Here is a 25,718-nt window from a genome sequence, read left to right on the forward strand (position 1 = left end):
AGTAAATATCACTCTTGTTAAGAAATTATGACCAGCGGACTTTCTGAATTTTTGCGACCGCTGGTGCTCACTACAGATGTTAGGATACAGAATTTGATGCTATTCGGTAAAATCTTCTTTTTCTGCAAGATAGGGATCAGTGTATCCCATCATTTGCATAATCTCGGTTTCTAACGCTTCCATTTCTTCAGCTTCACTGTCTTCGATATGGTCATACCCTAACAGATGCAAACTGCCATGAACAACCATATGCGCCCAATGTGCTGATAGCGTTTTGTCCTGCTCTGCTGCTTCTCGTTCCACCACTTGGCGACAGATAATCAAATCACCCAGAAGTGGCAGTTCAACTTCTGGCGGTGCTTCAAAAGGAAAAGAGAGCACATTGGTAGGTTTATCTTTGCCACGATAGGTGTAATTCAACTGGTGACTTTCTTCTTCATCCACGATGCGGATAGTGACTTCTGCAATTTCCTGAAATTGCGGCAGTACACCTTCCAGCCAGCGTTGAAAATCAGTTTCAGTGGGTAAGCCTTCCGTTTTTTCACTGGCGATTTGCAAATCAAGAATCACCTGACTCATTTGAGCTCCTGCACGGATGAGATCTGTGCCTCATGTTTTCGTTGTTCTGCCAGCGCATCTCTGCGTTTTTGATCGGCTGCTTCCCATGCCTCGTAAGCATTAACAATACGGGCAACTACCGGGTGACGCACTACATCTTCGCTATGGAAAAAGTTGAAGCTGATTTCTTCAACATCCGCCAGTACTTCAATGGCATGGCGTAGACCCGATTTTTGGTTACGCGGCAGGTCTATCTGGGTAACATCACCAGTGATCACCGCCTTGGAGTTAAACCCGATACGCGTCAGGAACATTTTCATCTGTTCAATGCTGGTATTCTGGCCTTCATCCAGAATGATGAAGGCATCATTTAGGGTGCGACCACGCATATACGCGAGAGGAGCAACTTCAATCACATTACGTTCTATTAATTTCTCTACGCGCTCAAAGCCCAGCATTTCAAACAGGGCGTCATATAAAGGACGTAAGTAAGGATCGACTTTCTGACTCAGATCACCGGGCAGGAAACCCAGCTTTTCACCGGCTTCTACTGCTGGCCGGGTCAGCAAAATGCGGCGGATATCCTGACGTTCCAGCGCATCCACGGCGGCAGCGACCGCCAGATAAGTTTTCCCTGTACCGGCAGGACCAACACCAAAAGTGATGTCATGATCGAGTACGTTAGCGATGTACTGGGCCTGATTAGGCGTCCGGGGTTTAATGACACCGCGTTTGGTGCGGATGTGAACGGCTTTACCATACTCAGGGACGCTTTCGGCGCTTTGTTCCAGTACCTGGGACTCTTTAATTGCCAGGTGAATATGTTCTGGGTCAAGGTCTTTTATTTCACCACGTACCGGGGCAGTATCAACATACAGGTGCAACAGGATATCAGCCGCCGCCTGAATGCAGAGTTCTTTACCTACCAACTTGAATTTGTTATCGCGACGGTTGATTTCGATGCCTAAACGACGTTCTAATTGCTTGATGTTGTCGTCAAACGGGCCACACAGACTGAGTAAGCGTTTATTGTCAGCGGGTTCGAGGGCAATTTCTTTTATCGTTACGTTCAAATTATTCCTCTTGGTATTTAGCCGGAAAACGAATGATCTCTTGGTATCAGCGATTCGTTAACCTGTGTCCGGGGGTTGATACATGTGTGAACATGATTATTTATCGCTAATGCAGCCGGGTGCAAGTAACAATTGCTATATTGGGGTACAGTGCCGCAAAAGCAATATAACAGGAATAATTTATGGATACGGGCAGTTGAACTACCCGTTCCAGGCAGGAATCAAGGTTGGTAAATGCCTACGCCGATCTCATTCTCTTTGCGGGTACGTGCTATTACGTCGGCCGGAGACTCAATAACACGCAGATCCATTTGATCTTCCGTCAGTATGACGACACCACGTAGCGAGTTTGGATAGACGTCAACAATCTCTACATCCACAAATTTACCGATCATATCCGGCGAGCCTTCAAAGTTAACCACTCGGTTATTTTCGGTACGGCCCGATAACTCCATCACGTTTTTCCGTGAGGTGCCTTCAACCAGAATACGTTGCACGGTGCCCTGCATGCGTCGACTGTATTGCATGGCTTGTTGGCTAATCCGTTCCTGGAGAATGTACAGGCGCTGTTTTTTCTCTTCTTCTGACACATTATCTGCCATATCAGCGGCTGGTGTACCTGGACGTGGCGAGTAGATAAAACTGAAACTCATATCGAAGTCGACGTCAGCAATCAGCTTCATGGTTTGCTCGAAGTCTTCCTGGTCTTCGCCTGGAAAACCAACGATAAAGTCGGAGCTGATCTGAATATCCGGGCGGGCTTTGCGTAATTTACGGATAATCGACTTATATTCCAACGCGGTGTGACGGCGTTTCATCATGGTGAGTACCCGATCAGAACCGCTTTGCACTGGCAGGTGCAGAAAGCTCACTAGCTCGGGTGTGTCTTCGTACACGCTGATGATATCATCGGTGAATTCAATGGGATGGCTAGTCGTAAAACGAATGCGGTCAACACCGTCAATGGCAGCGACCAGACGCAGTAATTCTGCAAAGGTGCAGATTTCATCGTCATAGGTGGCACCACGATAGGCATTCACATTTTGCCCCAACAGATGAATTTCACGCACCCCTTGTTCTGCCAGTTGCGCAATTTCAAACAGAATATCGTCGCAGGGACGGCTGACTTCTTCACCGCGGGTATAGGGTACCACGCAGAACGTACAGTATTTGTTGCAGCCTTCCATAATGGAGACAAAGGCTGTCGGGCCCTCTGCCCGTGGTTCTGGCAGACGATCAAATTTTTCGATTTCAGGGAAGCTGATGTCAATTATCGGACTATGGGTTCCCTGAACATGGTTAATCATTTCCGGCAGACGGTGCAGGGTTTGTGGCCCGAAAATCACATCTACATAATGCGCTCGTTCGCGAATATGTTCGCCTTCCTGCGAGGCGACACATCCACCCACGCCGATAATCAGGTCTGGTTTGGTATCTTTCAGCGCTTTCCAGCGTCCAAGCTGATGGAAGACCTTCTCCTGCGCCTTTTCACGGATTGAACAGGTATTCAGCAACAGAACATCAGCCTCTTCCGCGACGTCGGTCAGTGTATAACCGTGCGTACTTGCCAGTAAGTCAGCTATCTTGGATGAATCGTATTCATTCATCTGACAGCCCCAGGTTTTGATATGCAGTTTTTTTGTCATCGTCATCAGCTTGCCATTACGCCATTACTCAGTGCAGGTAACCCGCGCTACCTGCATGCGGGCGCGTATTGTAATCTTTTGCTGCCGTTGTGACCAGTGCATGAAAACACTCGCTTTTCTGAAACACTGGCTCAAAATCCAGTAAACTGTCACCAGATATTTATTTTGTTTGTTGGCAGACACTGAAAAAGAGTAATGAGGCTGGTATGCACTATGATGCGGTCGTTGTTGGTGGCGGTATGGTGGGCGCAGCGGTAGCGCTGGGGCTTTCGCAAAGCGGTTTCCAGGTGGCGGTGCTGGAACAGGATGTACCGGTAGAATTTGATGTTGGTAGTACCCCGGATCTGCGTGTATCTGCCATTAGCTATGCTTCAGTGGCTCTGCTGAAACAGTTGGGCGCCTGGGATGGGGTCGAAAAAAGGCGGTGTGCTCCCTATCGCCGATTGGAAACCTGGGAATGGGATAATGCCCGCGTGGTGTTCGATGCTGCAGAACTTGGTTTGCCGGAGCTCGGTTTCATGGTGGAGAACCGGATATTGCAACTGGCACTGTGGGAATGTTTGCAGCGTAGTTCCAACATGCATCTTTTCTGTCCGATACAGCTGAAATCAATGACTCAGACAGGTGAGGATTGGTTACTGATATTGGAGGATGGGCAAACACTCAGCACCTCATTGGTTATTGGTGCCGATGGTGCCAATTCTCAGGTCAGACAATGGGCCAGTATTGGTGTCAGTGGTTGGCAATACCGTCAATCCTGTATGTTGATCAGTGTTGAAATGTCCGGTTCACAACAGGATGTTACCTGGCAGCAGTTTACTCCAGCAGGGCCGCGTGCCTTTTTGCCCCTGTTTGACCACTGGGGGACATTGGTTTGGTATGACACGCCTTCCCGTATCCGACAGTTGCAAGCTATGCCGTTATCACAACTGAATAAAGAGATTGCGGCAGCTTTTCCCGTTCGTCTTGGCAACGTTAATGCTATTGCTGCCGGTGCTTTCCCATTGGTGCGTCGCCATGCTCAGCATTATGTGCTATCGGGGTTGGCTTTGCTGGGAGATGCGGCACATACCATAAATCCATTGGCAGGGCAGGGCGTGAATTTAGGTTACCGTGATGTTGAGGCACTATTGGATGTAGTTATTCGTGCGCGGGATAACGGAGAAACATGGTATTCGGAAACAGTTCTGCGCCGTTATCAGCATCGGCGCAAAATCGATAATATGCTGATGCAAAGCGGTATGGATCTGTTTTATGGCGTTTTCAGCAATAAGCTTCCGCCGTTGGAACTGGCTCGTAATGTTGCCCTGATGGCAGCGCAGCGCGCTGGTAAACTGAAACAAGCAGCATTAAAGTACGCGCTTGGTTTGTAATATTGTGCTGCCGAGCAGACATGGCATTTTTTTATAAAAAATAAACAACAAAAAGCCCGCTAAAGCGGGCTTTTTATATGGCTGGGGTACGAGGATTCGAACCTCGGATGGCGGAATCAGAATCCGCTGCCTTACCGCTTGGCGATACCCCAATAATGTGGTGGCTACGACGGGAATCGAACCTGTGACCCCAGCATTATGAGTGCTGTGCTCTAACCAGCTGAGCTACGTAGCCAAATTACTGCTTGTTATCTCCAAAGTTTGATAACTTCGGACAAAATGCTTGGCTGGGGTACGAGGATTCGAACCTCGGATGGCGGAATCAGAATCCGCTGCCTTACCGCTTGGCGATACCCCAACTGGGTGCGTAACTTTGCAGGACGTCTTACTTTAATATGGCTGGGGTACCAGGATTCGAACCTGGGCGTGGCGGGATCAAAACCCGCTGCCTTACCGCTTGGCTATACCCCAAGAAATCTTGTCAGTACCGTGAAGGTAAATGGTGCGGGAGGCGAGACTTGAACTCGCACACCTTGCGGCGCCAGAACCTAAATCTGGTGCGTCTACCAATTTCGCCACTCCCGCAAAAAAGATGGTGGCTACGACGGGAATCGAACCTGTGACCCCAGCATTATGAGTGCTGTGCTCTAACCAGCTGAGCTACGTAGCCATCCTTTCCGCGTCACCTTCATCGGCGTTGCGGGGCGCATTATGCGTAGTTGGTCTTTTGTCGTCAACACATTTTTTCCCGAAAAGCAGATAAGAGGCGTCGTTTGTTTGGGTTATGAACAGTCTGGTGAGAAAACGGTCAGGAGGTCTGTTTTTTAACACAATTAATAAAGGGAAACGGGCCGGAAAAGGCCCGTTTATGCTAAGAAAAAAACAGATTACTAATAAGCGGATTGGTGAACACCGACTGACCGACCCGATGGATCATCCATCTTTTTGAAGGATTCGTCCCATTCAATCGCCTTAGCGGAAGAACAGGCCACAGAAGGACCACCTGGTACACATTCAGCCGCACTGGGTACCGGGAACAGTTCTTCGAATATTTCACGGTACAGGTACCCCTCTTTTGAGGTCGGCGTGTTGTACGGGAAACGGAAATGTGCGGTTTCCAACTGCTGATCGGAAATCTGTTTGGCAGCGATTTCTTTCAGTGAATCAATCCAGCTGTAACCGACACCGTCAGAGAACTGCTCTTTTTGGCGCCAGGCTACGCTGTGCGGCAGATAGGATTCAAAACACTCACGCAAAATGTGTTTTTCCATTTTGCCATTGCCACACATTTTGTCACGAGGGTTGATGCGCATGGCCACATCCAGGAATTTTTTATCCAGGAATGGGACACGGGCTTCCACACCCCAGGCAGACATCGCCTTGTTGGCACGGGCACAGTCGTATTGGTGTAATGCCAATAGCTTACGCACGGTCTCTTCATGAAACTCTTTAGCATTAGGCGCTTTATGGAAATAAAGGTATCCGCCAAATACTTCATCGGAACCTTCACCGGACAGTACCATTTTGATGCCCATCGCTTTGATCTTACGAGACATCAAATACATCGGTGTCGAGGCACGGATGGTGGTGACGTCATAGGTTTCAATGTGATAAATCACATCGCGGATAGCATCCAGACCTTCTTGTACTGTGAAATGAATTTCATGGTGAACGGTACCCAAATGTTCAGCTACTTCCTGAGCGGCTTTCAGATCCGGTGCGCCTTCCAGACCGACAGCGAAAGAGTGAAGCTGTGGCCACCAGGCTTCGCTTTGCTCGTCATCTTCTACACGACGGGCGGCGAATTTTTTGGTAATGGCGGAAATAACGGAAGAGTCAAGACCGCCAGACAGCAGTACACCATAAGGTACGTCAGACATCAGGTGGCTTTTGACGGACTCTTCCAGTGCTTCACGCAGCGCGTTGGCATCGGTTTCGTTGTCTTTGACATTGTCATAATCGAACCAGTCGCGATGATAATATTCACGAATCTCACCATCCTGGCTCCATAAATAGCTTCCTGCCGGGAATTCTTTGATAGTGCGGCAGACGGGCACCAGTGCTTTCATTTCGGAAGCGACATAGAAGTTGCCGTGTTCATCGTAACCCATATAGAGCGGAATAATGCCCAAATGGTCACGGCCAATTAGATAGGCGTCTTTTTCGCTGTCATAGAGTACAAAAGCGAACATACCACGCAGGTCATCCAGAAAATTTGGGCCTTTTTCCTGATACAGCGCCAGAATCACTTCGCAGTCGGAACCGGTTTGAAATTGGTAGCGGTCGCCATACTGCTGACGCAGGGCCTGGTGGTTGTATATTTCACCGTTAACAGCCAGAACATGGGTGTGATCAAGGTTATACAGCGGCTGAGCGCCCGTATTTACGTCAACGATAGACAGACGTTCGTGGACCAAAATCGCTTTATCACTGGCGTAAACACCGGACCAGTCCGGGCCACGATGACGCATTAAACGAGATAGCTCCAGCGCTTTTTTGCGTAGTTCAACCGGATCGGTTTTCAGATCGAGCACACCGAAAATGGAACACATAGAAGAGACTCCCTTGATTCACTCTTGGTTTGAAGTGAACAATATTCAGATTAATCGGCAGCAATCAGAGGGGGTATGTTGTCGCATTACAACTGCACCATGATGACCACCTGCCGTGTCAGTACCAATGATTTAGCATCAAAATGCTATAACAATTCAATATCGTTTAATAAAAAAAGCCTTTGTGCTATCGAATATTCATTTTTAATAGGAATTTGATGCGTATTGTTCAAAACAGATAGAAAGAAATGCCTGAATTTTGGAGATTCGATAATCGGGTCTTATGGTGGAAAACCAAACTTAATGATTTTCAAGTAAACGTTGGAGCAAGACACCGTTAAGCATGGCACGTTTGACCAAGGCAAATGCACCGATAGCAGAAAGATGCTGTAGTTCGGAAATGACAATCGGCAAATTATTACGGAAGTCTTTTAGTACCTGGGTATTAACGCAGCGTTGAATCGCTGGCAGCAGAATTTTTTCAGCTTCGGCGATTTCACCGGCAATCACGACCCGTTGCGGATTGAACAGGTTAACCGCAATCGATATTGCTTTTCCCAGATTTTGCCCCGCATGTTCAATTACCTCACGTGCGAGTGCATCGCCACGGTTGGCCGCTTTGCAGATAGCAGAAATCTGACATTCTTCTGGTGTCAGCTTGCTCGGATAGCCTTGTTCAAGCAAATTTCGTATCCGTTTCTCAATGGCCGCATTGGAGACTACCGTTTCCAGACAACCAAAATTTCCGCAGTGACAACGCTCGCCCAATGGATCTATTTGGATATGACCGATTTCTCCGACATTACCGTTGCTGCCGAGAAAAATCTGTCCATTGACCAGAATACCGGCTCCAGTGCCACGATGTACGCGTATCAGTATCGAATCCTGACAATCCTGGGTGGCACCGAAGTAGTGTTCAGCCAGTGCCAGGCTACGGATATCGTGACCGACAAAACTGTGAGTCTTGAAGTGCTGTTGCAGGTGTTGGACCAATGGCCAATTATCAATACTGATATGTGGCATATAACGCACCATTCCCGCGAACGGATCGACCAGACCAGGTAGTACAACTGAAATGGCAATCAGTTCACGGATGCGGCGCTGATGGGTGTCAATGAAGTGGTCGATGGCTTTAAATAGTGCGGTTTCCAACGTTTCCTGGGTTTTTTCTGGCAGGCCGTAATGTTCTTCTGCCAGCATTCGTCCCTGTAGGTTGTAAAGTGCGATCGTGGCATCGTAACGACCAAGCCTTACTGCCACGGTATGGAAAGGGCGGGTTTCACAAATAATGGAGATGGCACGACGTCCTCCAGTGGAGGCTTGTTGGTCAACTTCCTTTATGAACCCGCGTTCAAGTAGCTGGCGGGTAATTTTGGTAACGCTAGCGGGGGCAAGTTGACTCAGTTCCGCGATTTGTATCCGTGAGATTGGGCCTTGCTGGTCAATCAGTCGGTATACCACCGCGCTATTGAGTTGCTTAACCAGATCAATATTCCCTATCTGTGTCTGTCCGCTTGTGCTCATTAAAACGTTACTCGCCTGTGGTCAATACTTCTTCACCATTCACAAAAGTATTGACGATGTGATAATCACGGGTGAATACCGTCAGATTGGCTACTTTACCACATTCAATACTGCCTAATCTGCCGTCTTCACCGATAGCACGCGCAGGGTACAGTGTTGCCATTCGGAGTGCTTCATCCAGAGCGATACCCGCCTGATCTACGCAATTTTGCACAGCTTTAATCATGGTGAGCGCGGATCCGCTCAAGGTGCCGTTCTCATCCACACAGATGCCGTCGCGGTAGTATATGGTTTTACCAGCAAAAATGAATCGATCAATATCAGCGCCAGCTGGTGCGGTGGCATCAGTAACCAGCACCAGCTTGTCACCTTTGATGCGTTTGCTGTTGCGGATATTAGCCCAACTGACGTGATAACCATCAGCAATGACGCCACAGTAAATCTCAGGCGCATCGTAGACAGCACCTACTAGCCCTGGCTCACGCCCGGCCAGATAAGGCATGGCGTTAAACAGATGCGTCGCACAGCGAATACCAGCGGCAAAACCACGTTTGGCCTCGTTCCAGGTCGCGTTTGAATGCCCTGCGGAAACGACAATACCAGCGTGGGTCAATTGCTGAATAACTGTCGAGGCAACCATCTCTGGCGCCAGAGTGATTTTGCTGATGACATCGGCATTCTCACAGAGGAAATTCACCAGTTCTGGATCTGGCTGACGGATAAGCGTTGCATCATGAGTCCCTCTTTTTACCGGGTTCAGCCACGGGCCCTCAATATGCAAACCCAGTGCTTGATGATGATTTTGTGCCAGCCAGGCACGCATGACTTCAACACTGTGCTTTATTAACGCATCGGAAGCAGTAATGAGCGTGGGTAAAAAGCTGGTGCAACCGTGCTTCACATTGGTCCGTTGCATTATTTCCAGCGTTTTCACCGAGATGGTTTGCAAAGAGTCGTTAAACTGAACACCACCGCAACCGTTAAGTTGAAGATCAATAAATCCGGGGGCGATCAAGGCACCGGAAATATCACGTGTTTCCAGCCCGGAGGGCAGTTCATTGACGGGACAAACATTGTCTATCAGGCCGTTGGCGATAACGACAGCATGATCGTCGAGTACCTGATGGCCAGTAAAAATACGACCATTAATTAAAGCGTACATTGTGAGCTCCCGGCTTAGCGATTAAAGGTTTTTGATACTTTCAGCTTCCAATTCGCGGAAATATTTAACGGTTTTCACCTTCAGTTCCATGGTGGAGGGTTCGTCACATACCATAAGCGCTTTGGCATGAAGCTGTAGGCAACTGATGGTCCACATATGGTTCACATTGCCTTCTACTGCGGCCTGGAGTGCCTGAGCTTTGTTGCGTCCACTGACCAGAATCATGACTTCTTCGGCATCCAGTAATGTACCCACGCCAACAGTTAATGCATATTTGGGGACTTGATTGACGTCACCGCCAAAAAAGCGTGAATTGGCAATACGGGTCTCTTCAGTCAGTGTTTTGATGCGTGTTCGGGAAACCAGGGACGATGCCGGTTCATTAAACGCGATATGTCCATCATTCCCTACGCCCCCCATGAACAGACGGATCTTACCGTAAGACTTGATTTTCTCTTCGTAACGCTGACATTCAACAGCAATATCTTCAGCGTTGCCGTTCAACAGGTTAATATTTTCCTGCGGAATATCAATGTGATTGAAAAAATTTTGATACATGAATGTGCGATAACTTTCCGGATGATCAGGTGGTAGTCCTACATATTCATCCATATTGAAGGTCACCACATGTTTAAAGCTGACTTCACCCGCGTTAAACAGTTCGATCAGCGATTTATATGCTTCCAACGGAGAACTGCCTGTAGGAAGGCCAAGCACAAACGGTTTGTCTGCCGTAGGGCTGGCATCATTGATGCGCTGTACAATATATCGTGCAGCCCATTTACCTACATGTGCTGCGGTGGCTAAAGGAATCAGTCTCATAAAGGGTTCTCCTGGCGGATTGGTGAGGTAATCGAATTTAAGTATGAGGGGAAAGAACACAATGGGTGCGTTTCCTCACCTTCATAGTATGTCTGTAGTGTAACTTGTTTTTTTGTGTCTTTAAATAAGTGGCAAAAATATAGTGTCATAAACTTTTTGTATGTGCTTTTTTGGTGATTTTTATCACATAATGATTGAGTTTAATTTTCAAGGCGAATTATTTTTTTACACTCCATGGTCAGGCTAGCCTGAGACTTTCTGTTGCTTGCTTAAGCGGATTGATTGCCAGAGGCAACACGAAACGAGGAATACTCGATTTTGTAAATACCCAGGGTAATCCGGTTACTTGACTGTGTTGTGTATTGAATGGCGTTTTATGGCAGATAAATATGATTGGCTGTGTTATTTGCCCACAAGGGAAGAGAGGGGAAGGTGAGTATATTAAGCTATTTACAAAGAATAGGTCGGGCGTTGATGGTGCCTGTCGCAACACTACCTGCCGCCGCCATTCTGATGGGCGTGGGTTACTGGATTGATCCGGCTGGTTGGGGTAGCCAAAGTGCTTTGGCTGCTCTTTTTATCAAGTCTGGATCTGCCATTATTGAACATATGGCAGTGTTGTTCGCAGTAGGTGTGGCCTATGGCATGTCTAAAGATAAAGATGGTGCGGCTGCATTGTCTGGATTTGTGGGCTACCTGGTGGTGACCACGTTGTGTTCACCCGCGGCGGTTGCCATGATCCAAAAGATTCCACTGGCGCAGGTACCCGCTGCATTCGGAAAAATTGAGAATCAGTTCATTGGTATTCTGGTCGGGGTGATCTCCGCTGAATTATACAATCGATTCAGCGGTGTTGAATTGCCAAAAGCGCTGTCTTTCTTCAGTGGCCGTCGCCTGGTGCCTATTTTGACCTCGTTGCTGATGATTGTGGTGGCGTTCGCGCTGATGCTTATCTGGCCAGTGATTTACAATGCGCTGGTTACGTTTGGTGAACATATCCAGCAGTTGGGATCGGTTGGTGCAGGCATTTATGCATTCTTTAACCGTCTGCTGATACCCGTTGGATTACATCATGCGCTTAACTCGGTGTTTTGGTTCGATGTGGCGGGTATTAATGACATCCCCAATTTTTTGAGTGGCCAGCAGGCAATTGATGCCGGGAAAGCCATCCCGGGGATTACCGGACGTTATCAGGCTGGTTTTTTCCCGATCATGATGTTTGGTTTGCCGGGCGCTGCGTTGGCGATTTACCACTGTGCGCGTCCTGAAAATCGTAGCCGGGTGGCCGGTATCATGCTAGCGGCGGCTTTTGCGTCATTTTTTACGGGGATTACTGAACCGCTTGAGTTTTCCTTTATGTTTGTAGCTCCGGTGCTGTACGTATTGCATGCGATATTGACCGGGATTTCAGTCTTTATTGCCGCCAGTATGCACTGGATTGCCGGATTTGGATTTAGTGCGGGTCTGGTGGATATGGTGCTTTCGTCCCGTAATCCGTTGGCGACACACTGGTATATGTTGATTCCGCAGGGATTCGTGTTCTTTATCATCTATTATGTCGTATTCCGCTTCACCATTATCCGCTTTAACCTGATGACGCCTGGACGAGAGCTTCCTGTTGATGTTGCTGCAACTGGAGGCGGTGAGGTTAGTCATACAGTGGTGACAAACTCATCAGACAGTCGGGTGTTGGCCAGTGGCTACTTGCAGGCGGTTGGTGGAAAGGAAAATCTGACTGGTATTGATGCCTGTATTACTCGTTTACGTCTGAATGTGAAGGATTCGGCTATTGTTAATGATGCTCAGGCCAAACAGCTGGGGGCTGCCGGGGTTATTCGTCTGAATAAGCAGAGTGTTCAGATTGTGGTGGGAACTCAGGCGGAAAGCATCGCTGCTGCTATGCGTGAAGTAAGTGAAGAATAGTATAGTGGTATTGACACATTAAGATGTTGTGGTTATCGGCGGGATGAGAAGAAAAGCTCATCCCGCTTTCTATTCTCCCTATTTTCGTGCAATTAGGTGAAACAAACGGTTGTTTCCCGACGAGGCTTGTTGGATCATTAGTGGTTATATGTCGTTTTTCGTATTTGAGGAATCAAGCATGAGTGAGGCTGAAGCCCGCCCAACTAACTTTATCCGCCAGATTATCGATGAAGATCTGGCTTCCGGTAAGCATGATCATATTCAGACGCGTTTTCCTCCTGAGCCGAATGGTTATTTGCATATTGGTCACGCTAAATCGATCTGCCTGAATTTTGGTATTGCTGATGATTACAACGGCCAATGCAATTTGCGTTTTGATGATACCAATCCGGTAAAAGAAGATATCGAGTACGTTGAATCTATCAAGCATGATGTCCAGTGGCTGGGTTTTTCCTGGAGTGGTGACATACATTACTCCTCAGATTACTTTGACCAATTGCATCTTTATGCCGTCGAGTTGATTAGTAAAGGATTGGCGTATGTGGATGAGCTCACGCCTGAACAAATTCGTGAATACCGTGGTACGTTGACTTCACCGGGGAGAAACAGTCCTCATCGTGACCGCTCTGTGCAGGAAAACCTGACGTTGTTTGAAAAAATGCGCAACGGTGGTTTTGCCGAAGGTATGGCATGTCTGCGTGCAAAAATTGACATGGCATCACCATTTATCGTGATGCGTGATCCCGTGTTGTACCGGATTAAATTTGCTGAGCATCATCAAACCGGCAATAAATGGTGCATCTATCCGATGTATGACTTCACCCACTGCATCTCCGATGCAGTGGAAGGCGTAACACATTCGTTATGTACACTGGAGTTTCAGGACAATCGTCGTTTGTATGACTGGGTGCTTGATAATATCACTATCCCGTGTCACCCACGCCAGTACGAATTCTCGCGCTTGAATCTTGAATACGCTGTAATGTCCAAGCGTAAGTTGAATCAGTTGGTTACTGAACAGGTAGTGGAAGGTTGGGATGATCCGCGTATGCCGACGATTTCCGGACTACGCCGTCGTGGCTATACTGCTTCGTCTATCCGTGAATTTTGCCGTCGTATTGGTGTAACCAAACAAGATAACAATGTTGAAATGGCAGCGTTGGAATCTTGTATCCGTGACGATCTGAATGACAATGCGCCACGCGCAATGGCAGTGCTGAACCCGGTAAAAGTAGTGATCGAAAATCTGCCTATGGATCACGAAGAATGGGTAACGATGCCACATCATCCTAATAAACCGGAGATGGGCTCGCGTCAGGTGGCTTTTAGCCGTGAAGTTTATATCGATCGTGCCGACTTCCGCGAAGAAGCGAACAAGCAGTATAAACGTCTGGTATTGGGTAAAGAAGTTCGCCTGCGCAATGCCTATGTGATTAGGGCCGAGCATATTGAGAAAGATGAACAGGGTGTGATCACCACCATTTATTGTCGTTACGACCCCGAAACGTTGAGTAAAGATCCATCGGATGGACGTAAGGTAAAAGGGGTGATCCACTGGGTTTCTGCAGTACATGCTATTCCTGCAGAGTTTCGTCTGTATGATCGCTTGTTTAGTGTCCCGAATCCTGGGGCTGCAGAAGATGTCCTCTCTACTATTAATCCTGATTCGTTGATCATTGAGCATGGTTTTGTTGAGGCCAGTCTGGCTAATGCTAAAGCGGAAAAAGCCTATCAGTTTGAACGTGAAGGATATTTTTGCGCAGACCGCGTCTATTCCAGTACAGAAAATCTGGTATTTAACCGTACAGTAGGATTGCGAGATACCTGGGTTGGTTAAGCGGGAAAGCAGGACTGTATACAGAAAAAATAAAACCGCCGCGGCGGTTTTATTTTTTGCAGAAGATTTATTTTATCGTTCGTCGTGAATACTTTCATCTTCACGGCAATTACCATCGGTACAGTGGCCATACAGATATAAGCTGTGATTGGTAAGTTTTATACCATGTTTTTCAGCGATTTCACGTTGGCGGGCTTCAATGAATTCATCACGAAATTCAATGACGCGGCCACAATCCAGGCAGATCAGATGGTCATGATGGTGCTGTTGGGTCAATTCAAAGACAGATTTTCCGCCTTCAAAGTTATGACGGGTCACAATACCCGCATCGTCGAACTGGTTAAGTACACGATAAACTGTAGCCAAACCAATTTCTTCACCCATATCAATCAGCTTTTTGTATAAGTCTTCCGCGCTGACATGGTGGCATGTAGGGTCCTGTAACACTTCCAGAATTTTGAGTCTTGGGAGTGTTACTTTCAGGCCAGCCTTCTTTAATGCGGTGTTGTTGTCAGTCATGCGGATTTAGTCCTGTTACTCTACTTTATCAAGGGAGGCTACCTAGCCTAATATTATCGGTCGGCTCAAAAAAGGTTATGTGTCTCAATTATAGAACTGCATATTCAAAATAGAAACAACGGAATCCTAACCATATTATTCTTGCCTAGCGGGGCGGTCTATAACGTAATGCCTTGTTGATTAGCGAAATATTATGATGATTTCGGCAAACCGATAGCGTCATTGTACCTTGCCATTGCGAAAAGTTAAAAAAATGTATCTACTTCTGTAATAGTTTTTCGCTATTGATGTGGCTCCGGCGCAAAATATTGCCAGAGCCAAAAGAGGACATGATTCAGGCAAGAAGTCCTTTCAGATCTAGCTCGTCGCTGATTTTTGTAACCCAGGTATTGACGCGTTCACTGGTCAGCTCCGGCTGACGATCTTCATCAATGGCCAGACCAATAAAATGGTCATCATCCACCAGACCTTTAGATGCTTCAAAGTGGTAGCCCTCTGTCGGCCAGTTGCCCACGATAATGGCTCCATGTGGCTCAATAATGTCGCGTATGGTGCCCATGGCATCGCAGAAATATTCAGCATAATCTTCCTGATCACCGCAGCCAAACAGGGCTACCAACTTACCGGAAAAGTCGATTTCTTCCAGTGTTGGGAAAAAATCATCCCAGTCACATTGGGCCTCACCGTAATACCAGGTTGGAATCCCCAGCAGTAAAATGTCAAAACGTTCTAGATCTTCTTTACTGCTTTTGGCGATGTCATGAACCTCGGCAACTTCTGTTCCCAGTTGTTGTTGGATCATCTTGGCAATGTTTTCGGTATTGCCAGTATCACTGCCAAAGAAAATTCCTATGAGTGCCATGAATAAAATAACCTCTTGATTCTTAATGGTATGATGACCTTTGCCATCACTGATCGAGTAATAATAGCAGACACTTTCCGCATGAGAAACTTGAATATCGGTATACACATTGTTCTAAGATGAGAAAATGATTAGCTGTTCTTCTCTTTTTGGGTAGATGGTTTTTTAATTTTTTAAAAAAAACCAAATGTATTATCTGCTTGAAAGCACTATCAATATGCTTAATTTGTAAAATTTTATAACTATAAAATCACAATTTATCGTTAAATATTCCTCTAATTATGTCGATTAAAGAGGAAGGTACTTCTTTATTTTTATTTCAGCATACAACAAAGTCAAGGTCGTAAAAATGCACTTTGTTTAATGTTGGCTAGTTATCACAACATCTTCCCTATGTTGCTAGGTCTGGAGACTACATATGCGATTTCTGCGAAACATTTCTATTAGAACGGCTATGTTATGGGTGCTAGGTACTTTTTGTACATTATGGATTGGTGTTTCGGTCTATACCATGTACTCGTTCAAAACAATGAATGTAACCTCAAAAACCAGTTCATTACTGGTGAAGAACATGAATTTGGTCAATACCGGCAACGACCAGTATTTTCGTATGGTTACACGCCTGGCTCGTTCGGTTGACTATCGTCGTAATGGTGATAATCAAAAAGCGGATGATCAGCAGAAATCAGCATTGGCAGCACTGGATCTTTTAAAGTCAAATTTAGACACATTCAAAAAAATTGATCATGCAGGGATGTCACCGGAATTAGTCGATGCGGTTACTCAAGGCTGGAGTAATCTGGTATTCCAAGGGGTTGAACCAATGTATCAGAACGCGGTTGCCCAGAATCTGAGCGAATATGAAAAATATGCCAAAGATATTGTTCCTGCTTTTAGCCGACAATTTAATGTGGCGTTTACTCATTTTGATAAAGCCGGTTCCAAAATGTTTGTTGATTCCGGTAATCGTCTGGAGAGTATCACCTGGGTGGGACAAAATATTCTGCTGGCCGGATTAGTCGCTGGTTTGCTGATGTTATTCCTGACAGATCGCTATCTGGCGGCTTATCTGATGCGCCCATTGAATGATCTGCGCGCTCATTTTCAGGCTATTGCGTCTGGAAATTTGAGTAAACCGATCGTCGATTTTGGTAATAACTGCGTTGGCCGTCTTTTCCCGTTGCTACGCGACATGCAATCCAGTCTGGCGAAAACGGTAAGCACGATTCGACATAGTGCAGACTCCATCTATCAAGGTGTCGCGGAAATTGCCTCGGGGAATAATGATCTTTCATCACGTACAGAGGCGCAGGCCGCAGCACTGGAAGAAAGTGCCGCCAGCATGGAACAGTTAACCTCTACGGTAAAACAGAATGCGGAAAATGCCAGCCATGCTAGCCAGTTGGCTCACCAGGCATCGACCACTGCTCGTAAAGGTGGTGATCTGGTGGATAATGTGGTGAAAACCATGGCCGATATTTCCGGTAGTTCGAAGAAGATTGCCGAGATCACTACGGTAATTAACGGTATCGCTTTCCAAACTAACATTTTGGCATTGAATGCGGCGGTGGAAGCGGCTCGTGCTGGTGAGCAAGGGCGCGGTTTTGCGGTGGTAGCGGGTGAGGTTCGTAGTCTGGCTCAGCGCAGTGCTCAGGCGGCCAAAGAGATTGAAAATCTGATTTCTGAATCGGTGAGGTGTGTGGATACCGGCTCAACGCTGGTGGCTGATGCGGGTACCACAATGAGAGAAATTGTGCGTGGCATAACCAACGTAACGGATATTATGGGCGAGATTGCCACTGCATCAGAAGAGCAGAGTAAAGGTATTGCCCAAGCTGGAATGGCAATTACTGAAATGGATGGTGTAACCCAGCAGAACGCCGCGTTGGTTGAAGAAGCTTCAGCCGCAGCCCGATCACTGGAAGAGCAGGCTTCAGTACTGACTCAGACGGTAGCCTTGTTTCAATTGACCAACGATCAAGCGGCGGTGACGCAAGTTCGTGAAACGCCAAAAGCAGTAGCTGCTACTCCGGCCAGGAAGGCGCTACCTGCCGGTAAAAGTAATGATAACTGGGAAACATTCTAGGTTATAACCATTGGCGTCAGGGAAGACGCCAAGGTGGTAAATCAATCTTTTCGCTCTGCCAACTGCGCCAGTAATATCTGTTCAATCAATTCGCTGCGGCTGATATTACGTTCCTCCGCCAGCGTATTTAAAATTTCCACTGCATCGCTGTTAATCTTCAACTCTATGCGACGTAGCCCACGGACTTTGTCTCGCCGCAGTTGATTCCGTTTATTGATTCTCAACTGCTCATCACGGGAGAGCGGGTTAGTTTTCGGTCGACCCGGACGACGCTCATCAGCGAACAGATCCGGCGTGGTGCGATCCGTTTGTTCTTTTGCCATAAGTAATGGTACTGCAAGAAATTCGGATCAAAACGCGGGCATTTCAGATGCTGCATTTTGATGATGTGGTTAATGAAGCCAGTGGCCAGACAGCCTTCCTTTACTGCGGCCGCCATCATACCCCAGCCGTACTGGCCGCGACAACGGTTAACTGAACCCGTGTTCGGTGATACGGTAACAATATCAATGGGTATCGAGGAAACGATGGATGGCACGAAGAACGGCCTCGGTTTTTTCAGCGTGAACCCAGTGACCGGCCCCTGCGACTACGTGTGCTTTAGCGGCGGGGAACTGGCGTAGTAGCGCATCACGGTAGCGATCATCCAGGTACGGGGAATTCCCACCGCGGATAAACAGAATTGGGCCATGCCATGCTGGCAGTTCATGCCAGCCAACAATATTTTCATATTGATCCCACAAGGCTGGTACGTTAAAACGCCACTCTCCTTGCTGGAATGATTTCAGTAAAAACTGAATGACACCTTCTTCCTGCAAATAATCACGCATCAGTACGGCGGCGGCGGCGCGCTGAGTGATACCTGCGGCGCTGACGGCTTTCACTGCGGAAAATACCTGGTCATGGCGGCGTAATTGATAGTCTACGGGGGCAATATCAATAGCTACAATGCGGTCTATGCGATCGGGCATTAATGCGCTCAGTGCCATCGCAATCTTTCCTCCCATGGAATGACCAATCATAATGACCTGTTTCAGCTGTAAATCATCGAGGAGTGCCAAGACATCCTCTGCCATGACGGTGTAATTCATTTCAGGTGAACGTGGTGAAAGACCGTGGTTCCGCACATCAATCTGCAATATGTCATGTTGGTTTTGCAGATTGCGCGCCAATACGCCAAGATTATCAAGATTGCCAAACAGACCATGGATAAAAACAATAGGTAAATTGTTCTGTGGCTGATGAGCGTTTTGCCAACGATAATTCAATTTCATAGTGAAGTTCATTTAGAGAGACAGATGCTTAGGGTATCATGACTTTATTGCGTTATCTTGCCGTGGACTAAACAGGTGTTTACCTTCATGGTGGCAGAGATGATGAGGTATTGTCTTACTTTTGTGTAGACTGTCGCTCGTCGCTATTTGAGGGTGAATCATAATCTGTATAATCTAAATAATTCAAGTTGCAGGAAGGCGGCAAGCGAAGGAATCCCAATGAACTACTCAAGCGAATGATTCGGGTGAATGAGCACAGCCAACGCACATGCAGCTTGAAGTATGGTGAGTATATAATCCATGACGATTGATTTTAAGTCATAAAACAGTATTGGATAAAGATGAAAACTATTGACGTTGACGAAGAGCTTTATTGTTATATCGCCAGCCACACTCAGCATATTGGCGAGAGTGCTTCTGATATCTTGCGGCGTATGCTGAAGTTCAACGCCGGGCAGCCAGCAGTCGCAACGGGAACACCGGTAGTAGCTGAAAAAGCTCAGCCCCTGGCTCCAGCTTCACTGAGTACGCGTGATCGGGTAAGAACTCTGCGTGAGCTATTATTGTCTGATGAATATGCGGATCAACATAAGGCGGTTAATCGTTTTATGTTGATTCTGTCCACACTGTATCATTTGTCGCCCAAAGAATTTGCAGTGGCAACAGAGTCTCTTCTTGGTCGCACTCGGATTTATTTCGCTGGGGATGAGCAAACGCTGCTTCAGAATGGCACACATACCAAACCAAAACATATCCAGGGTACGCCCTACTGGGTTATTACCAATACGAATACCGATCGTAAACGCAGCATGATTGAAAGCATTATGCTGGCAATGCAGCTCCCGCCAGAGCTGATAGAGAAAGTTTGCGGAACCCTTTAAATCATAGCGTCAGGAAGAAACGCCAATGGCTAATCACCCGAGAGCCGGACAACACACCCGGCAAAGCGATTTGATTAACGTCGCACAGCTAACGTCACAGTATTATGTTCTGTGTCCCGATGTGAGTGAACCGGCTCATGCGGTCAAGTTCGGGACCTCTGGTCATCGTGGTAGCGCAGCGCGTCACAGTTTCAATGAAGCGCATATTCTGGCGATTGCTCAGGCGATTGCTGAGGAGAGAAGCAGACAGGGGATCACCGGCCCTTGTTATGTCGGAAAGGACACGCATGCGTTGTCCGAACCTGCGTTTATTTCTGTGCTGGAAGTACTGACTGCCAACGGTGTGGACGTGATAATACAACAGGATAATGGTTTTACACCGACGCCAGCGATCTCTCACGCCATTCTGACGCATAACTGCCAGACGAAAGCTCAGGCTGACGGTATCGTTATTACCCCTTCACATAACCCGCCTGAAGACGGCGGCATTAAATATAACCCGCCTAATGGTGGCCCAGCTGATACGAATCTTACCAGCGTTATTGAGACGCGGGCCAATGCACTGTTGGCAGATAATCTGCGTGGTGTGAAACGCCTGACGCTGGCTAAAGCCCAACAGAGCGGATACTTGCATGAGCAGGATTTGGTGCAGCCGTATGTGGAAGGGTTGACCGATATCGTGGATATGACCGCGATTCAGCGCGCTAACCTGAAATTAGGGGTCGATCCATTGGGTGGTTCTGGCATCGTGTATTGGCAACGAATTGCTGAACATTACAAATTGAATCTAACGTTGGTCAATGATGCTATCGATCAGACGTTCCGTTTCATGACGCTGGATCACGATGGGGTGATCCGCATGGATTGCTCGTCCGTCTGTGCGATGTCTGGCCTGCTGGCGCTGCGTGATAAGTTCGACTTGGCGTTCGCCAACGATCCGGATTATGACCGCCACGGCATTGTAACGCCAGCCGGATTGATGAATCCAAACCATTACCTGGCGGTGGCCATCAACTATTTGTTTCAGCACCGTCCACAGTGGGATGCGTCTGTTGCCGTAGGCAAAACATTAGTGTCCAGCGCAATGATTGATCGTGTAGTAGCTGACCTGGGACGTAAGCTGGTGGAAGTCCCGGTAGGATTTAAATGGTTTGTGGATGGTCTGTTTGATGGCAGCTTAGGCTTTGGTGGTGAAGAGAGTGCCGGAGCATCATTCCTGCGTTTCGACGGCACACCTTGGTCGACGGATAAAGACGGCATTATCATGTGTTTGCTGGCGGCGGAAATCACCGCTGTTACCGGGGAAAACCCGCAGCAGCACTATGATGAACTGGCTAAACGGTTTGGTGCGCCGAGCTACAATCGTATACAGGCACCAGCTACTTCCGCTCAGAAAGCGGCGTTGTCCCGATTGTCGCCGGATCAAGTGTCTGCCAGTATGTTGGCCGGTGATCCCATTACTGCTCGTCTGACGAAGGCGTCGGGTAATGGCGCGTCGATTGGTGGCCTGAAAGTGATGACTGACAATGGTTGGTTCGCGGCACGTCCGTCAGGTACAGAGGACGCTTACAAGATCTATTGCGAAAGTTTTCTTGGCGTTGAACATCGCGAGAAAATCGAGAAAGAAGCGGTTGAAATTGTCAGTGCGGTGTTGAATAACACGAAATAAGACCGCTACCGATATTGATTACAGGCGCTGAATGCAGCGCCTTTTTTCATCCTAAAGCAACGAGTAGCGCTCCTGCCGATATCAACGCCACACCGAATCCCGCCAGCAGCGAGATTTTTTCTCCCAGCAACAATACAGCCAGAATAACGGCAAACACGACGCTGAGTTTATCGATAGGCGCAACCTGTGCCACGCTGCCGGTTTTCAGCGCCATAAAGTAGAACAGCCAGGACATGGCACCGGCAATACCACTGAGCAGAATGAATAGCAGTGCGCTATGATTGGCGAAAATAGTGCCGACCAGTGCCAGCTTTCCTTGCATTACCACCACACCTGCCAGAAATAACGCCATCACCACCGCTCGGATTGCTGTCGCGGTATTGGCATCCAACTGCTGTAGTCCGATTTTCCCAAACACCGCTACCAGCGCAGCGCACAATGCGGACAATAGTGCATAGATTAGCCAGCTACTCATCGATATCTTCTCATTGAGAAAATGCTGATGCTACACCTGCTAATTGCTCAGCTCCAGTGTGTCAGGGAATAAAGCGATAGCCGATGGCGGTTTCGGTAAGAAAATGGCGTGGACGAGCCGGATCGTTTTCCAGCTTTTGGCGTAAATGTCCCATATAGATACGTAGATAGTGGCTATGTTCTATGGCATTGGGTCCCCAAACCTGATTTAACAGATACCGCTGCGTCAGCACCTTGCCGGGATTGGCAATCAGGGTCGACAGCAAGCGGAATTCTATTGGGGTGAGATGCAGTTCCAGACCATCGCGCAATACCTGGCGGTTAATCAAATCTACCGTCACTGCATCGAAGTTTATCAGCGGTGTTTCCTGTAAGGGGGCGTTGAAGCGTCGCAATGCCACGCGAACACGGGCCATCAGTTCACCAATGCCAAACGGTTTGGTGAGGTAATCATTGGCACCTTCATCCAGCGCTGCGATTTTATCCTGTTCATCAGTGCGGGCCGATAGCACAATTACCGGAATAGTGCTCCACTGTCGCAGGTCGCGGATGTAATCAATACCATCGCCGTCGGGTAACCCCAGATCCAGAATAATCAGGTCCGGCTTGCGGGTTGCCGCTTCAATCAGACCCCGTTGCAGTGTTTCTGCATCGAATACGCGACAGCCTTCACTTTCCAGCGCGTTACGTACAAAGCGCCGGATCTCTTTTTCATCTTCTACGATAAGGATGTTGGTCTGCAATAGCGTCATGGCTCCATATATTCAGGTTCTATCTCTGGTGGTGTCGCGAGTGGCAGAGTGAAATGGAAAACGGCACCACCGTTTTCTGCATTGGTAACCCAGATACTGCCACCGTGAATATCGATAATTGCACGGCAGATAGCCAACCCCAGCCCTACGCCGGGAATGGATGATTCTTTATGGCCGCGGGCGAATTTATCGAAAATTATCTTTTCCAGACCGTTGGCAATACCTGGGCCGTTATCCGCCACGGTAACTTCCAAACTCTCTTCGACAGCAGATGACTTGTTGATTTTAGCGGAAATAGTGATGGTCGCCCGCTCCCCTGCATATTTGATGGCGTTTTCCAGCAGGTTGATCAACACCCGCTCAATCAGGCTGGCATCACAATACACTAGCACCATCTCAGGCGGTAGATTGACCCGAACAGTATTGTTGACCAATAAGTTTTCCAATTGCCGCAGTGCGCTGCCGGTTAATTCTTCCAGCGTTTGCCACTCTTTACGCAGGTTAAATCCGTCGGACTGGATGCGGGCCATATCCAGCAGATTATTCACCAACTGGGTCGTGTTCAGTATGTACTGGCGGATCTGGCTGGCCTGTGGGGCATACTGCGAGCCTTCTGATGCCAAATTGAGCGTCAGAATCTCTGCTTGTCCGAACAGTACAGTCAGCGGTGTGCGTAGATCGTGTGACAGTGCGGCCAGCAGAGAATTGCGTAGTTGTTCTCGTTCAGCGTTCAGCCGGGCATCCTCAGCATTTTTAATCAGCTGCAAACGCTCCAGTGCATTAGCGATCAATACGGTAAAGGTTTCCAGCAGGCGTTGTTGCTCAGGGATCATCAATTGACGGACATTGTTGGGTTCAATGGCGATGACGCCAAAAATTTGCTGGGGCGTGGACAGCGGCTGAATCTGATAGGGGACGCCGGGCAGGGTGGTGGTTCCGGCACCTGCTGGCGCGTGATGATCGAAACTCCAGCGAGCAATGGCCTGATCGACAACCAACTGATCTGGCTCTTCAACTGCGGCCTGCTGTAATTCTGCGGTCGGCGAAGATGCCTGGTCAGCCAGCAGGATGGCAATTTTTGCCTGAAAGGTGGAACGCAGGAAGTGGTGGCTGGCTTTGGCTATATCATTCACTGACAGGCTACGGTTGAGCGCTTTTGACATCTCATACAGATGCCGGACGCGCTGTTCACGGTAGCGGGCCACTCGTGCCTGATAACGTACTCCGGCGGTGAGACTTCCCACCAGAATGCCTACGCTCAGCATTACCCCGAAGGTAACCAGATATTGCGCGTCGGCCACGACAAATGTGCCTTTGGGAACGATGAAAAACAGATCGAAACTGGCGACGTTGATAACAGCGGCAAATACTGAGGGCCAGCGGCCGTAAAACAGCGCAACCACGACTACGCCGAGCAGATAAACCATCACCAGGTTAACCGGTTTCAGCATGGAGAAGGGAGACCATAACGCCAGCAGTGTGATCAGGGAACAGAGTATCACCGCTATGGCGCAGCCATATAACTGGATGCGCCATTTTTCTGCCATCCCTCGATTGTCCGGCGTTTTGGCGGGAAGCAGCGTGGTTTCATCCTGCACAGAAACCACCACCAAATCGAGATCAGGCCCCAGTTTCCCCAGTTTTTCGGCAAAGCGGGTACGCCGCCACCATCCCAGCTTTTGCTCAGGGTGACGACCAATAACGATTTTACCCAGATTGTGTTCGCGGGCATAACGCAGCACGGCGTGTTCTACGGATGGATCGGCGAGAGTGGCGGTCTCCGCTCCCAGATCTTGCGCCAGTTTAAGGGATCTCAGAATGGCCCGGCGCTGTGCTTCTGGCAGTCGGTGCAGACGCGGCGTTTCCACATAGACCGCGTGCCAGAGGCTACCGAGGCGTGCTGCCAGACGGGCCGCAGTACGAACCAGCTTTTCATTACCAGCACCCTGGCCGATGCACAATAGTATGGCGTCGCGGGTATGCCAGACATGTTCCCATCCCTGACTGGCGCGCATGGCGCGCATTTGGTCGTCGACCCGGTCAGCCAGGCGGCGTAGTGCCAGTTCACGCAGTGCAATCAGATTACCCTTGCGGAAAAAGTTCTCGATGGCCCGTTCCGCTTGCACTGGCAGATAGACCTTGCCTTCGTTCAGGCGTTGGCGCAAATCGTCCGGCGGTAGATCCACCATCACCACTTCATTGGCATCATCGAAAATCGGGTCAGGTACGGTTTCCCGTACTCGGATACCGGTAATGCCGCCGACGATATCGTTCAGACTCTCCAGATGCTGAACGTTAACGGTAGTCAACACGTCAATCCCGGTATCAAGCAGTTCCTGCACGTCCTGCCAGCGTTTGGGGTGCCGGGAGCCGCGGATATTACTGTGTGCCAGCTCATCAATGAGGATCAGCGCCGGGTAGCGAGCCAGCGCGGCATCCAGGTCAAATTCATCGTGATGTCGACCGTGATGGTTGAATTTCTTCATCGGCAGTCGAGGAAGATCGTTGAGCAGTGCTGCTGTTTCATCGCGTCCGTGGGTTTCCACTACGCCAACCACAATATCCAGTCCCTGAGCCTTCAACCGATGCGCTTCCTGTAGCATAGCGTAGGTTTTCCCTACGCCGGCACTGGCCCCAAAGAAGATTTTGAGCTTGCCGCGGGGATGCTCATCAATCTGCGTCAGCAGACTGTCCGGGTCGGGGCGACGTGGTTCCTCGTTGGTCATGATTT

Annotated in this window: 20 protein-coding genes and 6 tRNA genes; 6 read left to right on the top strand and 20 right to left on the bottom strand. The window is 48.4% G+C overall.

The window, feature by feature from the left end:
• Positions 1–99 precede the first annotated feature (99 nt).
• The 3 genes from ybeY to miaB form a co-directional block, all read right to left on the bottom strand.
• The gene (ybeY, locus tag PCO85_07140) at positions 100–579 is read right to left on the bottom strand and encodes an rRNA maturation RNase YbeY (GenBank protein WJV55184.1); all 480 of its coding nucleotides are present in this window, start codon (positions 577–579) and stop codon (positions 100–102) included.
• A complete protein-coding gene (locus tag PCO85_07145) occupies positions 576–1,631 on the bottom strand; it encodes a PhoH family protein (protein ID WJV55185.1) in 1,056 nt (351 codons plus the stop codon). The genes ybeY and PCO85_07145 overlap by 4 nt, the downstream gene beginning before the upstream one ends.
• A gap of 221 nt (positions 1,632–1,852) precedes the next feature.
• Positions 1,853–3,277 carry a tRNA (N6-isopentenyl adenosine(37)-C2)-methylthiotransferase MiaB gene (gene miaB, locus PCO85_07150; GenBank protein WJV56021.1) on the bottom strand — a complete coding sequence of 475 codons (1,425 nt, stop codon included), beginning with the start codon at positions 3,275–3,277 and terminating at the stop codon, positions 1,853–1,855.
• A 206-nt stretch (positions 3,278–3,483) separates the two neighbouring features.
• On the opposite strand from miaB, the gene ubiF reads away from it, so the two are divergent.
• Positions 3,484–4,650 (top strand): 3-demethoxyubiquinol 3-hydroxylase, encoded by a 1,167-nt coding sequence (gene ubiF, locus PCO85_07155; GenBank protein WJV55186.1) that lies wholly within the window; start codon positions 3,484–3,486, stop codon positions 4,648–4,650.
• A 78-nt stretch (positions 4,651–4,728) separates the two neighbouring features.
• Here ubiF and PCO85_07160 read toward each other — a convergent pair.
• From PCO85_07160 to nagB, 10 genes are all read right to left on the bottom strand, one after another.
• A tRNA-Gln gene (locus tag PCO85_07160) sits at positions 4,729–4,802 on the bottom strand.
• 6 nt (positions 4,803–4,808) lie between these two features.
• Positions 4,809–4,885 (bottom strand) — tRNA-Met (locus PCO85_07165).
• A gap of 49 nt (positions 4,886–4,934) precedes the next feature.
• Positions 4,935–5,008 (bottom strand) — tRNA-Gln (locus PCO85_07170).
• A gap of 38 nt (positions 5,009–5,046) precedes the next feature.
• A tRNA-Gln gene (locus PCO85_07175) sits at positions 5,047–5,121 on the bottom strand.
• 29 nt (positions 5,122–5,150) lie between these two features.
• Positions 5,151–5,235: transfer RNA gene (locus tag PCO85_07180), tRNA-Leu, on the bottom strand.
• An 8-nt stretch (positions 5,236–5,243) separates the two neighbouring features.
• Positions 5,244–5,320: transfer RNA gene (locus tag PCO85_07185), tRNA-Met, on the bottom strand.
• Between the two features lie 220 nt (positions 5,321–5,540).
• On the bottom strand, positions 5,541–7,202 hold the full coding sequence (gene asnB / locus PCO85_07190; protein ID WJV55187.1) for an asparagine synthase B: 1,662 nt from the start codon (positions 7,200–7,202) through the stop codon (positions 5,541–5,543).
• 300 nt (positions 7,203–7,502) lie between these two features.
• Positions 7,503–8,726: an ROK family protein gene (locus PCO85_07195; GenBank protein ID WJV55188.1), complete on the bottom strand. Its 1,224-nt coding sequence runs from the start codon at positions 8,724–8,726 to the stop codon at positions 7,503–7,505.
• Positions 8,727–8,733: 7 nt separating this feature from the next.
• Positions 8,734–9,888 carry an N-acetylglucosamine-6-phosphate deacetylase gene (nagA, locus tag PCO85_07200; protein WJV55189.1) on the bottom strand — a complete coding sequence of 385 codons (1,155 nt, stop codon included), beginning with the start codon at positions 9,886–9,888 and terminating at the stop codon, positions 8,734–8,736.
• A 21-nt stretch (positions 9,889–9,909) separates the two neighbouring features.
• Complete coding sequence (nagB, locus tag PCO85_07205) at positions 9,910–10,710, bottom strand: glucosamine-6-phosphate deaminase (protein WJV55190.1); 801 nt, start codon at positions 10,708–10,710, stop codon at positions 9,910–9,912.
• Between the two features lie 432 nt (positions 10,711–11,142).
• On the opposite strand from nagB, the gene nagE reads away from it, so the two are divergent.
• Entirely contained in the window at positions 11,143–12,633 is a 1,491-nt protein-coding gene (gene nagE / locus PCO85_07210; GenBank protein WJV55191.1) for an N-acetylglucosamine-specific PTS transporter subunit IIBC, read from the top strand.
• Positions 12,634–12,811: 178 nt separating this feature from the next.
• Positions 12,812–14,470: a glutamine--tRNA ligase gene (gene glnS / locus PCO85_07215; GenBank protein WJV55192.1), complete on the top strand. Its 1,659-nt coding sequence runs from the start codon at positions 12,812–12,814 to the stop codon at positions 14,468–14,470.
• A 72-nt stretch (positions 14,471–14,542) separates the two neighbouring features.
• Here glnS and fur read toward each other — a convergent pair whose 3' ends face one another.
• Together fur and fldA are read right to left on the bottom strand one after the other, a co-directional pair.
• Positions 14,543–14,989 carry a ferric iron uptake transcriptional regulator gene (fur, locus tag PCO85_07220; GenBank protein ID WJV55193.1) on the bottom strand — a complete coding sequence of 149 codons (447 nt, stop codon included), beginning with the start codon at positions 14,987–14,989 and terminating at the stop codon, positions 14,543–14,545.
• Positions 14,990–15,323: 334 nt separating this feature from the next.
• The gene (gene fldA / locus PCO85_07225) at positions 15,324–15,851 is read right to left on the bottom strand and encodes a flavodoxin FldA (GenBank protein ID WJV55194.1); all 528 of its coding nucleotides are present in this window, start codon (positions 15,849–15,851) and stop codon (positions 15,324–15,326) included.
• 418 nt (positions 15,852–16,269) lie between these two features.
• On the opposite strand from fldA, the gene PCO85_07230 reads away from it, so the two are divergent.
• The gene (locus PCO85_07230; protein ID WJV55195.1) at positions 16,270–17,937 is read left to right on the top strand and encodes a methyl-accepting chemotaxis protein; all 1,668 of its coding nucleotides are present in this window, start codon (positions 16,270–16,272) and stop codon (positions 17,935–17,937) included.
• Between the two features lie 41 nt (positions 17,938–17,978).
• Here the strand turns inward: PCO85_07230 and ybfE are convergent, their stop codons facing one another.
• Together ybfE and ybfF are read right to left on the bottom strand one after the other, a co-directional pair.
• A complete protein-coding gene (ybfE, locus tag PCO85_07235) occupies positions 17,979–18,260 on the bottom strand; it encodes a LexA regulated protein (protein WJV55196.1) in 282 nt (93 codons plus the stop codon).
• 183 nt (positions 18,261–18,443) lie between these two features.
• Positions 18,444–19,211 carry an esterase gene (gene ybfF / locus PCO85_07240; GenBank protein ID WJV55197.1) on the bottom strand — a complete coding sequence of 256 codons (768 nt, stop codon included), beginning with the start codon at positions 19,209–19,211 and terminating at the stop codon, positions 18,444–18,446.
• 341 nt (positions 19,212–19,552) lie between these two features.
• Here ybfF and seqA point away from each other — a divergent pair, with 341 nt between their 5' ends.
• Positions 19,553–20,092 (top strand): replication initiation negative regulator SeqA, encoded by a 540-nt coding sequence (seqA, locus tag PCO85_07245; GenBank protein ID WJV55198.1) that lies wholly within the window; start codon positions 19,553–19,555, stop codon positions 20,090–20,092.
• A gap of 25 nt (positions 20,093–20,117) precedes the next feature.
• Positions 20,118–21,761 (top strand): phosphoglucomutase (alpha-D-glucose-1,6-bisphosphate-dependent), encoded by a 1,644-nt coding sequence (gene pgm, locus PCO85_07250; GenBank protein ID WJV55199.1) that lies wholly within the window; start codon positions 20,118–20,120, stop codon positions 21,759–21,761.
• A 46-nt stretch (positions 21,762–21,807) separates the two neighbouring features.
• Here pgm and PCO85_07255 read toward each other — a convergent pair whose 3' ends face one another.
• The 3 genes from PCO85_07255 to kdpD all read right to left on the bottom strand — a co-directional run bounded on the left by PCO85_07255 (position 21,808) and on the right by kdpD (position 25,713).
• A complete protein-coding gene (locus tag PCO85_07255) occupies positions 21,808–22,236 on the bottom strand; it encodes an EamA family transporter (protein WJV55200.1) in 429 nt (142 codons plus the stop codon).
• Between the two features lie 61 nt (positions 22,237–22,297).
• On the bottom strand, positions 22,298–22,987 hold the full coding sequence (gene kdpE / locus PCO85_07260; protein ID WJV55201.1) for a two-component system response regulator KdpE: 690 nt from the start codon (positions 22,985–22,987) through the stop codon (positions 22,298–22,300).
• Positions 22,984–25,713 (bottom strand): two-component system sensor histidine kinase KdpD, encoded by a 2,730-nt coding sequence (gene kdpD / locus PCO85_07265; GenBank protein WJV55202.1) that lies wholly within the window; start codon positions 25,711–25,713, stop codon positions 22,984–22,986. The genes kdpE and kdpD overlap by 4 nt, the downstream gene beginning before the upstream one ends.
• Positions 25,714–25,718: the final 5 nt, after the last annotated feature.

The sequence above is a fragment of the Prodigiosinella aquatilis genome, from assembly GCA_030388725.1.
GTDB classification, from domain to species: Bacteria; Pseudomonadota; Gammaproteobacteria; order Enterobacterales; family Enterobacteriaceae; genus Prodigiosinella; species Prodigiosinella aquatilis.